10 protein-coding genes and 1 tRNA gene are annotated in these 12,746 nt (G+C 63.6%); 10 read left to right on the top strand and 1 reads right to left on the bottom strand.

Features of this window, described 5'->3' with window-relative positions:
* The first annotated feature begins 3 nt into the window (after positions 1-3).
* Positions 4-80: transfer RNA gene (locus RYZ20_RS05175), tRNA-Met, on the top strand.
* 79 nt (positions 81-159) lie between these two features.
* On the opposite strand, the gene RYZ20_RS05170 is transcribed toward RYZ20_RS05175, so the two are convergent.
* Positions 160-1,125 (bottom strand): AraC-like ligand-binding domain-containing protein, encoded by a 966-nt coding sequence (locus tag RYZ20_RS05170; protein ID WP_317671009.1) that lies wholly within the window; start codon positions 1,123-1,125, stop codon positions 160-162.
* A 225-nt stretch (positions 1,126-1,350) separates the two neighbouring features.
* On the opposite strand from RYZ20_RS05170, the gene capB reads away from it, so the two are divergent.
* From capB to RYZ20_RS05125, 9 genes are all read left to right on the top strand, one after another.
* The gene (gene capB / locus RYZ20_RS05165) at positions 1,351-3,111 is read left to right on the top strand and encodes a caprolactamase subunit beta (protein WP_317671007.1); all 1,761 of its coding nucleotides are present in this window, start codon (positions 1,351-1,353) and stop codon (positions 3,109-3,111) included.
* 17 nt (positions 3,112-3,128) lie between these two features.
* Positions 3,129-5,249 (top strand): caprolactamase subunit alpha, encoded by a 2,121-nt coding sequence (gene capA, locus RYZ20_RS05160; RefSeq protein ID WP_317671005.1) that lies wholly within the window; start codon positions 3,129-3,131, stop codon positions 5,247-5,249.
* 36 nt (positions 5,250-5,285) lie between these two features.
* Positions 5,286-6,002, top strand: coding sequence for an ABC transporter ATP-binding protein (locus RYZ20_RS05155; protein WP_317671003.1), 717 nt, complete (start codon positions 5,286-5,288; stop codon positions 6,000-6,002).
* Complete coding sequence (locus RYZ20_RS05150) at positions 6,002-6,736, top strand: ABC transporter ATP-binding protein (RefSeq protein WP_317671001.1); 735 nt, start codon at positions 6,002-6,004, stop codon at positions 6,734-6,736. Before RYZ20_RS05155 ends, RYZ20_RS05150 begins: the two co-directional genes overlap by 1 nt.
* Positions 6,733-7,647, top strand: a complete 915-nt coding sequence (locus RYZ20_RS05145) for a branched-chain amino acid ABC transporter permease (protein ID WP_317670999.1) — start codon at positions 6,733-6,735, stop codon at positions 7,645-7,647. The genes RYZ20_RS05150 and RYZ20_RS05145 overlap by 4 nt, the downstream gene beginning before the upstream one ends.
* A 3-nt stretch (positions 7,648-7,650) precedes the next feature.
* Positions 7,651-8,715, top strand: coding sequence for a branched-chain amino acid ABC transporter permease (locus RYZ20_RS05140; protein ID WP_317670997.1), 1,065 nt, complete (start codon positions 7,651-7,653; stop codon positions 8,713-8,715).
* A gap of 31 nt (positions 8,716-8,746) precedes the next feature.
* Entirely contained in the window at positions 8,747-9,916 is a 1,170-nt protein-coding gene (locus tag RYZ20_RS05135) for an ABC transporter substrate-binding protein (protein ID WP_317670995.1), read from the top strand.
* 119 nt (positions 9,917-10,035) lie between these two features.
* The gene (locus RYZ20_RS05130; RefSeq protein WP_317670993.1) at positions 10,036-10,851 is read left to right on the top strand and encodes a TIGR00282 family metallophosphoesterase; all 816 of its coding nucleotides are present in this window, start codon (positions 10,036-10,038) and stop codon (positions 10,849-10,851) included.
* 75 nt (positions 10,852-10,926) lie between these two features.
* Positions 10,927-12,705, top strand: a complete 1,779-nt coding sequence (locus tag RYZ20_RS05125; protein WP_317670991.1) for an SLC13 family permease — start codon at positions 10,927-10,929, stop codon at positions 12,703-12,705.
* Positions 12,706-12,746: the final 41 nt, after the last annotated feature.

Genomic DNA, 12,746 nt, shown 5'->3' with positions numbered 1-12,746 from the left:
AGTGGCTAGGTAGCTCAGCTGGTTAGAGCACACGACTCATAATCGTGGGGTCGGGGGTTCAAGTCCCCCCCTCGCCACCAACTCCCCCCTTATGCAAATACGACCGCGCGACTACCCATCGCGCGCGGGGTTTTGGTTTGCGTGCTGCAAGCCTTTGGCTCAGGCGCGGATGTCCCCCGAAGCAAGGCGCTTGAACTCGGACGGTGTCATCCCGAAGCGCGCTTTGAACAACCGCGAGAACTGCGCCTGATCGGCAAAGCAGAAGCGGTAGGAGACCTCGGCAATCGACAGATCGGGGGCGGCATGCAGACGGTCGCGCGCGGCAATCAGGCGCTGGTCGCGGACATATTGGTTCACCGTGCCGTTCTGGTCTTTGAACAGGTCATGCAGGTAGCGCTTGGAAATGCCGCAGCCGCCCGCGATCAGGTCGGGCGACAGATCGGGGTTTTTCAGGTTCAACCGGATGAAACGTTCGATCCGCACCAGATGCGCGGCCCGCACCGCCGAGATCGAACTGTCGCTGGCATCCGTCCCCTCATCCAGTGCAAGCCCAAGAAGTTCAAGCAGTTGCCGCCCGATGGTCTCGTTCGAGCCAGCCGACAGCCTGTCAGATTGCGCCTGCGCATGACCGACCATGGCAGCGAACAGCCCGGCCGTGCCGGTCGTCGCGTTGAAGGTTTGCGCACAGAACCGGTCGGGGTTGCGTGTGCGTTCGGCCAGCGCCTTGCGCCCGACCTTCAGCACGCACAGATCGTTCGCTTGTTCATAGGAAAACCGGTAGGGCTCGTCCCCGCGTTCGATGATAAACCCGCCCGGTTCGCAGCGCGCCTCGCGCCCCATCTGGCGGAACCTGACCGAGCTCGCGCAGGGCAGGGTGATCAGATATTCCTCCTCGCGGGTCTCGCGGATATGGGCGCGGCGGCGTTCATACAAGGCGGGGTCCGAGGTCAGCCGCGACAGCGCCACATGGCCCAGAGAGGTGCGCGAAAGTTGCCCGTTGAAATGCAGCGGATCGAGGAAATCCAGTTCGAGCGGAAAATAGCTTTCCGAGACAAATTTCGTCCATTCGCTTGAGCGTAGGCGTGGCTCTACGCCCGCTGTCGTGAAACGCAGCGTGCCCTTCATCTGATCGTCCTCCCTGCCGCCACGATAGCCGAAACCCGCCAATCTCCAAAGGGAATCACAGGGAGTGCGCGCAGAAGCAAGTTCTGGTTCACCCTGCGTCAAATCCTGCGTTCTGGCGTCAAATTCTGGTTCCTCCAGCGTCAAGACGAGAGGGGGTGAGTTTCGCAATCCTGATCCACGGAAGACGGCGTGCCGGAGGGGCGTGCTGTCCTGGGAGGATCAGAAATGACAAAAAGACATGTGGACCCGATCACGCTTTCCGTCGTGCGCGGCGTTCTGGAAACGACGCAGCGCGAAATGACGATGGCGCTGGAAAAGACCGCGCGCAGCTCGGTGTTCAACCTCGCGCATGACTATTCGACCGCGCTGTTCAACCACACGCCCGAGATGATCTTGCAAGGGCAGGATATCCCGATCCACCTTGGTTCGCTGATCCCCGCGATGAAATCGGTCGCGCGCTTTTTCGAGGGCGAGATCAACGAGGGCGACCTGATCCTCCATAACGACCCCGCTTACGGCGGCAGCCATATCATCGACACCTGCATGTATTATCCGGTGTTCTATCAGGGCGAGCTGGTGTTCTGGACGGTCTGCAAGGGCCACCTGACCGACATCGGTGGGCCGGTGCCTGCGGGCTATAACCCGGCTGCGAAAGAGATCTACGCCGAAGGCCTGCGCATCCCGCCGATCAAGATCTGGGATCAGGGCAAGCCACGCCATGACGTGCTGAACATGCTTCTGGTCAACATGCGCGCGCGCCGCGACCAGGAGGGGGATTTCAACGCGCTGATCGGGGCGTGTCAGGTCGGTGCGCGCAACCTGATCGCGCTGATGGACAAGTACGGCAAGGACGTGGTGCAGGACTGTATCGAGGAACTCCTCGGTATGGCCAACCGCCATATGAACAGCCTGATCGCCAAGGTTCCCGACGGCACCTATACCGGCACGGCTGTGCTGGAGGACGCAGGCCACGGCTTTGGCGACTTCGACATCACCGCCACCGTTACGATCAAGGGCGAGACCTGCCATATCGAGGTCTCCAGCCCGCCGCAGATCCCCTATTTCATCAACTCCTACGAGGGGAACAGCTATTCGGGCGTCTATCTTGGCCTGATGATGTTCGCGCAATTGCCGCCGCCCTATAACGAAGGGCTGTATCGCAATGTGACGGTGAACATGGGTCCGAAGGGGACGCTGTGTAACGCGCAATCCCCCGCGCCGCACATGAACTGCACCACCACGCCGATGGAAACGCTGACCGATGCGGTGCGTCTGGCGTTCGAACAGGCCGCGCCCGAGAAGGTCTCGGCCAGCTGGGGCCATGCGAACGGCTGCAACATCGCGGGCTGGGATACGCGCCACGACGAGGAATATGTGACGATGGTTCTGGCCTCGATCATCTCGGGGGCGGGGGCGACCGCAAGTCAGGATGGCTGGCACGCCTGCGGCCCCGAGTGCTGCTTTGGCGCGCTGACCTCGGGCGACATCGAGATGCTCGAGCACTCCTACCCGATCATCATTCACGAATACGGGCTGATGACGGACTCGGGCGGTGCGGGCAAGTTCCGTGGTGGCTCGGGCACGCGTTGGGAGGTCGAGCCGCTGGACCGCGACATGACGCTTGTCACCTTTGGCGAAGGTCGCCGCATCCCCGCGATGGGCGCGGCTGGCGCGAAATCCGCCATGGTCGAGAAAAAGGTCGGCCGGCTTGAGGTCACCCGCGATGGCGCGACCCAGATCATCACCGACAACGTGATCGAGACCATCCGTCCGGGCGAGCGCGCGGCCAACATCAACCCCGGCGGCGGTGGCTATGGCAACCCGTTCGAGCGCGATGTCCATAAGGTCGTTTCCGACATCCGCAATGGCCTCGTCTCGGTCGAAGGCGCGCGCCTCGATTACGGCGTCGTCATCTCGGATCCCGCAGCCCTCACCGTGGATGAAACCGCCACGGCCGCTGCCCGCAAAGCTGGCGCAAGCCTCTGATCGAAAGGACATTTTCAATGCGTAGCAAATATCGTCTGGGCATCGACGCCGGCGGCACCTTCACCGATTTCATCCTCGCCGACCGTGATGGCGCGGTGCAGATTTTCAAGGTGCTTTCCACCCCCACGCAGCCGACCAAGGCTATCGAGAACGGCCTGAAGCTGATCACCGAAGAAATCGGCCTTACCGCACAAGAGATCGTCTCGAACTCGGATCTGTGCATCAACGGCACGACGGTCGGCCTGAACGCGCTGATCACGCACACGGGCGCCAAAACCGGCCTGATCGCAACCAAAGGCCACGAGGATTCCATCGAGATCCGCCTTGGCCACAAGGAAGACGGCTATCGCTATGACCCCGACTATCCGCCCGCAACCATGCTGGTGCCGCGTCACCTGCGCAAAGGTGTGCGTGAGCGGGTGATCTCGGACGGGTCGGTCAAGACCTCGCTGAACGAGGACGACGTGCGCGAGGCCTGCCGCTACTTCCTGTCGGAAGGGGTTGAATCGGTTGCCGTGTCCTTCGTCTGGTCGGTGCTCCACCCCGAGCACGAGGCGCGCGCCGCCCGGATCGTGCGCGAGATGATGCCCGATGTGCGCCTGACCATCGGCAGCCAGCTGTATCCGCAGGTGCGCGAATATACCCGCACCTCGACGGCGGTGGTGAACGCCTATCTCGCGCCGATCCTGCAGCGCTATGTCGAGGCGATCGACGCCTATTTCCGTGAACTCGGCTCCAGGCATCCGGTGCGCTACTTCCAGTCGAACGGCGGTCTGGCGCTTGGCAAGGTCGTGACCGACCAGTCGGTCTATGCGATCAACTCGGGGCCGGCGTCGGCGCCGCAGGCCGCGCTGGATGTGGCGGCCCCGTGGGGGGATCAGAACATCATCACCTGCGATATGGGCGGCACGTCTTTCGACATCACGCTGACCAAAGACGGCAAGGCCAACGTCAACAAGAACATCGACTTCCTGCGCTACCGCATTGGTATTCCGATGATTCAGGTCGAAACGCTCGGTGCGGGCGGTGGCTCGATCGGCTGGATCGACGAGATGGGGCTGATGCAGATGGGTCCGCAATCGGCGGGCTCGGAACCCGGGCCGGCCTGCTATGGTCAGGGCGGCGAGCGCCCTACGACGACGGATGCGAACCTTGTTCTGGGCTACCTGAACGCCGATGGCCTTGTGGGCGGGCGCCTGCCGCTTGACCTGCAAAAGGCGCGCACCGCGATCCAGACACATCTGGCGGACCCGCTGGGGATCTCGGTCGAGAAGGCCGCCTACGGCATGTTCACCATCGTCAACAACAACATGGTCAATGCGATCCGGCGGGTGTCGGTCGAGCGTGGCTATGACCCGCGCGACTTTGTGCTGATGGGCGCGGGCGGTGCGACGGGGGCGCATATCACGGCGCTGGCGCGCGAGATGGGCATCGGCAAGGTGATGGTCAACAAGCTCGCCTCGGGGCTTTGCGCCTATGGGCAGATCATCTCGGACGTCAAATACAACTACATGGCACCCGCGCCCCTGCGCCTGCAAGGTGCCGAGGCCGCGAAGACGCTGGACGATCTGTTCAACGGGCTTGAGGCGCGCGGCAAGGGCGATCTGTCGGGCGACGGCTTTGCCGAGAGTGACATCTCGATCAGCCGCACGCTGGATATGCGCTATGTCGGGCAGGTCCATGAATGCACCGTCGAGGTTGGCCCGTTTGAGGTGACCGAGACCTCGATCGAGGACATCAAGGCCGCCTTCCACGCCCGCCACCGCGAGCTCTACACCTATGACGAGCCGCATAACGCGGTCGAGGTGGTGAACGTCGAAAGCGCGATCACCGGCCATGTGGACCGCCCCGCGCGGATGAAAATCGCGGCGGGCAAGGGCTCCAATTCGGCGCTGAAAGGGCACCGCGAGATGGTGTTCAACGCTGACGGCGTGGCGCAGAACACACCCGTCTACGATGGCTCGGCGCTTGGGGCGGGTGACACGCTGCATGGGCCTGCGGTGATCGAAGAGGTCACCACGACGCTGGTGATCGAGCCGGGCTGGACCGTCCATCTGCATGAAACCGGCACCTATTTGGTGACGGCGGATCTGGGCGGCGAGACGATCCTGCCCGAGCTTGAACTGGCCGAGGCCTGATCCATGGCTTTGGCGAGGACACAGGCCTCCTCCCTGGTGGCGTCCGGTGTGACCGTGGCTTTCGGCGGGTTCAAAGCCCTGACCGATATTACACTCACGATCACACCGGGCGCGGTCCACGGGCTGATCGGCCCCAATGGCGCGGGCAAGACCACGATGGTCAACGTGCTGACGGGGTTTCAGGCGCCGACCTCGGGGCGGGTCCTGCTCGGAGACCGGAGCGTCGGCGATCTGCCGGCGCACCAGATTCGCCGCGCGGGGGTCGCGCGCACCTTTCAGGCGGGGCGGTTGTTCAGCGGGCTGGATGTGCTGGATAACCTTGCGATTACCGGGGTGGGGCTGGGGCATTCGCGCCATGCCTCCGAGCTGGAGGCGCTGCGCGTTCTCGACTGGATGGGGGTGCGCGATCTGGCCGAACGGCCAGCGGCAGGCCTGCCCTATACCGACGAACGGCGGGTGGGGATTGCGCGGGCGCTGATGTTCTCGCCCAGGTTCCTTTTGCTTGATGAACCGGCCGCAGGCATGTCCGAGGCCGAGGCCGACGATCTGGCGCGCCTGATCCGCCGTGTGGCGGATGAGCTGGGCACCGGTGTCCTGCTGATCGAGCATAACGTCGGTCTCGTGCTGTCGGTCACCTCGCATGTCTATGTGCTGGATGCCGGTCAGTTGATCGAAGAGGGCGACCGCGCGCGCATCAGTTCCAGCCAGAAAGTCCATGACGCCTATTTCGGCGTGGAACAGGGGGCGGCGTAATGTCCAAACTTGGTGTGTTCGACCTGTCGGTGCGCTACGGGAAAATCCCGGCGCTGAACGATGTGTCCTTTCATGTGCAAGAAGGCGAGCGGGTCTTTATCTCGGGGCCGAACGGGGCGGGGAAGTCCTCGCTTCTCAAGGCGATCTGTGGCGCGGTGTCCACCAGTCACGGCCGGATCGAGATGGACGGCGACCTGCTGACCGGTCGCCCGCCCGAGGCCATCGCGCGGCTTGGCCTGTCGATGGTGCCCGAAGGGCGCGAGATTTTCGGCTCTCTCACGGTCGAGGAAAACCTGCGTATCGGCACTGGTATCCGCCGTGATCTTGAGGCGATCGAGACCGATATTGACGAGATTTACCAATCCTTCCCGATCCTGCGCGAGCGCCGTCATGCGGCTGCGGGGGCGCTTTCGGGCGGGCAGCAACAGATGCTGGCGATTGGCCGCGCGCTGATGACCAATCCGAAGCTGATGATGGTCGACGAGCCCTCGCTCGGCCTCGCCCCCAAAATCGTCGATCAGGTCTATGACACGCTGATCGCGCTGCAAGAGGAACGCGGTCTAACCCTTTTGATTGTCGAGCAAAGTTCGCTTCGGGCGGCGCGTGTGGGCGGCAAGATGTTCCTGATGCGCGGCGGGCGGATCGTGGGGGCTGGCAATGCGGCCGAGATGGCCGACGAAGACGCGCTGGCGCAGGCCTATTTCGGAACCCCGAGGGTGGAGGGCGCAGCATGAGCAATCTGGCGCAACTGTTTTTCGACGCGGCCTCGTTGGGCGGGATCTATGCGATGGCCGCGCTTGGGATCGCACTGATTTTCGGGGTGATGAACCTCGTGAATTTCGCGCATGGCGAATATATCGCGTTTTGTGTGTTCGCGCTGATCCTGCCCTCGACCGATGCGGTGGCGGTGATGTTTCTGGGGCAGGCGCCCGCGTTTTTGCTGGTGCCGATGGTGCTGGGGATCGGGGCGCTGATCGCGGTGGCGTCGGAATACGCGGTGTTCCGGCACCTGCGCCGCGCGACCCCTGTGGCGATGATGATTGCCTCCTTCGCGCTTGGCTTTGTGATCCGCAACAGCCTGCTGGCGGTCTATGGCGGGCGCCCCAAGGCGATCAGCCTTTGGCCCGATCTGAACACGCCGGTGTCTGTCGCCTCGGCCAGCGTGCCGCTTTTGCAAATCATCGTCATCATCACGACGCTTCTGGTCGTGGTCGGTCTGGCGACGTTGCTTAAAAAGACCCGTGTCGGGCTTGAGATGCGGGCGGCGGCCGAGAACTTCACCATGGCGCGGCTTTTGGGCGTGCGGGCAAACGTGGTGATCACGGCGGCCTTTGCGCTGTCGGGGGCGCTTGCGGCGGCGGTGGCGCTGATCATGGCCACGCAAACCGGCGTCGCGGATGTGCGCATGGGCGGGCAGATCATGCTTGTCGCCTTTATCGCAACGGTGATCGGCGGGCTTGGCTCACTGCCCGGCGCAGTGGCGGCGGGGTTCCTGATCGGCACCGTTTCCGTGGTGTTGCAGGCCTGGCTGCCGCTTGAGGCGCGGCCCTTCCGCGACGCCTTTCTCTACACGCTGGTGATCGTTTCGCTGCTCTTGCGTCCGCAGGGGCTGTTCGTGCCGGCCTCAGCCAAACCGAGGGTCTGACCGATGAAATCGCAACATGCACAAAAGCGGTTGGCCGCCTATGTCCCGCCGCTGATCCTGTCGGTGCTTTTGCTAGCGCTGGTCGTTCTGGTGACGGTTTTTGGCGACAAATCGCTGGGGCGCACGGCGGCGGAAACCCTGATCCGTGTGACGCTGGTTGTCGGGCTTTGGATATTCGTCGGCAACTCGGGGGTGATCAGCTTTGGCCACGCGGGCTATATGGCGGTGGGCGCCTATTGCTCGGCGTGGCTGACGCTGAAGCCCGCGACCAAGGCGCTGTTCCTGCCCGATCTGCCCGACTGGCTGATGCAGGCTGAGTGGCCGGTCTTGCCGGCGGCGATTGTCTCGGGCGGGCTGGCCGCGCTGGTTGCGCTGGTCTCGGGGGCGGCGATCTTGCGGCTTTCGGGGATTGCTGCCTCGATTGCGACCTTCGCCTTTCTGGCCATCGTCAACACCGTCTATTCCAACTGGGAGGGGGTGACGGGCGCGACGTCTTCGGTCGTGGGGCTGTCGCGCTATGTTGATCAGTGGGTGGCGCTGGCTTGGGCTGTGGCGGCGATTGTTGCGGCCAACCTTTATGCCAACTCGGCCTCGGGGCTTGCGCTGCGCGCCACCCGCGAGGACGAGGTCGCCGCGCGTGCGTCCGGCATCGATATGTATCGCCACCGGCTGATCTCGCTGACGATCTCGGGGTTCTTTACCGGCATCTCGGGGGCGCTTTTGGGGCATTCGATCGGCGTGCTGAATCCGGACAGCTTTTACCTTGGCATCACGTTCATCTCGCTCGCGATGCTTGTGGTGGGCGGTATCGGCTCGCTCTCGGGGGCGGTGATCGGGGTGCTGGCGCTGTCGGTGCTGATCGAGGCGCTGGTGCGTGCCGAACAAGGCTTTGCGATCGGGGCTGCCCATTTGTCGCTGCCCTCGGGCAGCCAGGAAATCATCATCGGCATCGTGATGATCGTCGTGCTGATCGTGCGCCCCGCAGGGCTGACCGGCGGGCGCGAACTGGGCTTGCGACTGTTTCGCAAACGGCGGGCCTCGCAGCCCGACCCAATAACCAACCAATAACCAACCAAAAACCAACAGAGGAGAAACCCAAATGCGCAAACTGGCATTTGCAACGATACTGACGGCGCTGGCCGTGCCTGCCATGGCCGAGGACATCACGGTGGGTTTTGCCATCGCGAAATCGGGCTGGATGGAGGCCTATGATACCCCCGCCGCGACGGCCGCGAAAATCCGCATCGACGAGATCAATGCGGCGGGCGGCCTGTTGGGGCGGCAGGTCAAATGGGTCGAGGCCGACACCAAGACCGACCGCCAGCAATCGGCGCGCGCGGGGCTTCAGGTGCTCGATGAGGGCGCCGATATGATGGTGGTGAGCTGCGACTATGACTTCGGCTCGCCCGCAGCCCTGTCGGCCGAGGTCGAGGGGAAAATCTCGTTCTTCCTGTGTGCCGAGGATGTGAAGGCGGGCGTGCAGGGCGTTGGGCCGCACGCGTTCTCGGGCTCGGTTCTGGCGCCGGTGCAGGGCGCGACGATGGCCGAATGGAGCCACGCCAAGCGTGACGCGCGCTCGGCCTATGTGCTCTTGGATACCACCATCGAGTATAACAAAGGCATTTGCAGCGGCTTCGACTGGATGTTCCCGCAGCTTGATGGCGCCGAGATCGTCGGGCGTGACACGTTCAAGAACGACGACGCCACGATTGCCAGCCAGATCACCCGCATCAAAAGCCTGCCGCAAGAGCCTGACGTGATCATGCTGTGCTCTTATATCCCCGGTGCGGCCTCGGCTGTGCGCCAGATCCGCGCGGCAGGGATCAACTCGCTGATCCTGAACGGCTCGGCGGTGGATGGGTCGTATTGGCTGGATGCGACGCCGGGGCTTTCCCGCTTTGTCGTGCCGGTGCAAGGCTCGATCTATGGTGACGATCCGCGCCCCGAGGTTGAGGCGTTCAACCAGTCCTACGCGGCTGCCACGGGCGCGCGTCCGGCCAGTTCATATGCCTATCCGGGCTATGTGCTGATGGATCTGTGGGCCAAGGCGGTGGAACGCGCGGGCACGCTCGATGGTGACGCGGTGACGGCCGAGCTGGAAAAGATGCGTGACGAGCCGACCGCCTTTGGCCCGCGCAGCTTTACCCCCGAACTGCACCACCAGAACTCGGCCCATATGCAGATCGTCGAGATCACCGATGCCATGCCCGGTGTCGTTGACGAATGGACGATCAGCACGCCGGTTCCGCTTGATGTCCTGCTGAACTGAGCTCTCTCCTCGGTTCCGCGACAGACCTCCCCCGATCCCGGTGTCGGGGGAGGTTTTCTTTGAAGCCCTCCTCGGGTGGAATATTGCTTTTTTCGCGCCGACCCCCTAGGGCATAGGCTATGAAGATCCTTTTTCTTGGCGATGTTATGGGGCGCGCAGGGCGCACGGCGGTGGCTGACCACCTGCCGCGATTGCGCGCGGAATGGAAACTCGATTTCGTCGTGGTCAACGGCGAGAACGCGTCGAATGGCATGGGGCTTACGGGCGACCATGCCAAGGGCATTCTGGACGCGGGCGCCGATGTGGTGACGCTTGGCGACCATGCCTTCGACCAAAAGGACATGCTGCGCTTTATCGACAGCGAAAAGCGGGTGATCCGCCCGATCAACTTTGCCAAGGACGCGCCGGGCAAGGGCGCGCGCCTGTTTGAAGACCGGCGCGGGCGCAAGGTTCTGGTGGCGCAGGTTCTAGGGCAGGTGTTCATGAAACGCGCCTTTGACGATCCGTTCTCGGCCATCGACGGGGTGCTGCGCGCCCATCCGCTTGGCGGGCTGGCGCAGGCGGTCATTGTGGATGTGCACTGCGAGGCCACCTCCGAGAAAATGGCGATGGGACATTGGTGCGACGGGCGCGCCTCGATGGTGGTGGGGACGCATACCCATGTGCCCACCGGCGACGCGATGATCCTTGAGGGCGGCACCGCCTACCTGACCGATGCTGGCATGTGCGGCGATTACAACTCGGTCATCGGGATGGATAAGGCCGAGCCGATGCGCCGCTTCATTACCGGCATGGCGCGCGACCGCTTTTCCCCCGCGGGCGGAGAGGCAACGCTGTCGGGCTTTTATATCGAGACCGACGACCGCACGGGCCGCGCCACGCGCGCGCTTCCGGTGCGTGTGTGCGGGCGCTTGCAGGCCTCGGGGCCGCTTTGACGCAGATGCCACCTCTTGCGCGGGCGCGGGCGCTGGCTAAACTCGCGCGACGGACAGCCAAAAGGGACGCGCTTCGTGATTGATCTGGGTCTAGGTGGAACGGCGCAGGCCTGGGTGACGATCGGCATCGTGCTGGCGATGCTCGTCCTGTTCGCCAAAGAGGTTTTCGCGACCGAAGTCGTGGCCATTGGCGGCGCGGCCTTGGTGCTGCTTTTGGGCATCGTGCCTTATGACGAGGCCGTAGGGGTTCTGTCGAACTCGGCACCCTGGACCATCGTGATGATGTTCCTGATTATGGGGGGGATGGTGCGCACCGGCGCGCTTGACTGGGTGACGCGCCACGCCGAGGCCCATGTCGACCACCGCCCCTTCGTCGTGCTGATCGGGATTTTCGCGCTGATCGCCGCCGCGTCCGCGTTTTTGAATAACACCCCCGTCGTCGTGATGATGATCCCGGTGATGATGACGGTGGCGCGCAAGCTGAAAATCGCGCCGTCCAAGCTGTTGATTCCCTTGTCCTATGCGGCGATTCTGGGTGGCACGCTGACGCTGATCGGCACCTCGACCAACCTTCTGGTCGATGGTGTGGCGCGCGCGCGCGGGCTTGAGGCCTTTTCGATGTTCGAGATCACGGGCTTTGGCCTGATCCAGCTTGCCGTGGGCGCTACCTATATGGTGCTTGTCGGGCGCAAACTGCTGCCCGAGCGCGTGTCGATGGGCGCGCTTTTGGGCGACAAGCGCAAGCTCAAATTCTTTACCGAGGTGGCACTGCCCGAGGACAGCAATCTGATCGGCCAGCCGGTGCTGGATGTCGATTTGTTCAAGCGCGAAGGCGTGCGGGTGATCGACGTGCTGCGGGGCGATGCCTCGCTCCGGCGCGATCTGTCGGCCGCTGTGCTTGAGGCGGGTGACCGCGTCGTGCTGCGCACCGAGATGAGCGAGCTTCTGGGGATGCAGCAAAACCCCGATCTGCGGATGGTCGATAAGCTGAGTTCCGTGCAGACCGAAACCGTCGAGGTGCTGATCTCGCCCGGCTGCCGGATGATCGGGCGGTCTTTGGGCGAGCTGCGCCTGCGTCGCCGCTATGGCGTTTACGTTCTGGCCGCGCATCGCCGGAACCAGAATATCGGTCGTCAGCTTGACGATCTGGTCGTCGTCGTGGGCGATACGCTTCTGCTGGAAGGCGCGCCCGAGGACATCGCGCGCCTTGCCGCCGATATGGACCTGGTGGATGTGTCCAAGCCCACCGTGCGCGCCTTCCGCCGCCGCCATGCGCCGGTTGTGGTGGTGTCTCTGGCTGCGGTTGTGGCGCTGACCGCGCTGGATGTGGCGCCGATCCTTCTGTTGGCGACGCTGGCGGTGGCGGTGATCCTGCTCAGCCGCGCGGTGGACCCTGACGAGGCGTTTTCCTTTGTCGAGGGGCGCTTGCTGGCGCTGATTTTCGCTATGCTGGTGGTCGGTGTGGCGCTGGATCGCTCGGGCGCGGTCAAGATGCTGGTCGAACCGATTGCGCCCCACCTGAAGGGGCTGCCGCCGTTCGCGACGATCCTTGCGGTTTATCTGATCGGCTCGGTCCTGACCGAGCTTGTCACCAACAACGCCATTGCCGTGATCATGACGCCGGTCGCGATCGAGCTTGGCCTTGCGCTTGGCATCGACCCGCGCCCCTTGGTCGTGGCGGTGATGTTCTCGGCCTCGGCGGCTTTTGCGACGCCCATCGGCTACCAGACCAATACGCTGGTTTTCGGTCCGGGCGGCTATCGCTTTGCCGATTACCTGCGCGTGGGCGTGCCGCTGAACCTTCTGCTGGCCCTGACCGCAAGCACCGTTATCCCGCTTTTGTGGCCGTTCTGACGCGGTGACTTGCCCACCAAGGGGCTGGTGGCATATAGAGA

The organism is Pseudothioclava alba (assembly GCF_033100795.1).
Classification (GTDB): Bacteria; Pseudomonadota; Alphaproteobacteria; order Rhodobacterales; family Rhodobacteraceae; genus Pseudothioclava.
The sequence above is the reverse complement of the archived record's forward strand: the minus strand, read 5'-3'. Positions and strand labels throughout refer to the sequence as shown.

Coding starts and splice junctions, on each gene's coding strand:
- RYZ20_RS05170 (WP_317671009.1), bottom strand. CDS start 1,125: ATGAAGGGCACGCTGCGTTTCACGACAGCGGGCGTAGAGCCACGCCTA.
- capB (WP_317671007.1), top strand. CDS start 1,351: ATGACAAAAAGACATGTGGACCCGATCACGCTTTCCGTCGTGCGCGGC.
- capA (WP_317671005.1), top strand. CDS start 3,129: ATGCGTAGCAAATATCGTCTGGGCATCGACGCCGGCGGCACCTTCACC.
- RYZ20_RS05150 (WP_317671001.1), top strand. CDS start 6,002: ATGTCCAAACTTGGTGTGTTCGACCTGTCGGTGCGCTACGGGAAAATC.
- RYZ20_RS05145 (WP_317670999.1), top strand. CDS start 6,733: ATGAGCAATCTGGCGCAACTGTTTTTCGACGCGGCCTCGTTGGGCGGG.
- RYZ20_RS05140 (WP_317670997.1), top strand. CDS start 7,651: ATGAAATCGCAACATGCACAAAAGCGGTTGGCCGCCTATGTCCCGCCG.
- RYZ20_RS05135 (WP_317670995.1), top strand. CDS start 8,747: ATGCGCAAACTGGCATTTGCAACGATACTGACGGCGCTGGCCGTGCCT.
- RYZ20_RS05130 (WP_317670993.1), top strand. CDS start 10,036: ATGAAGATCCTTTTTCTTGGCGATGTTATGGGGCGCGCAGGGCGCACG.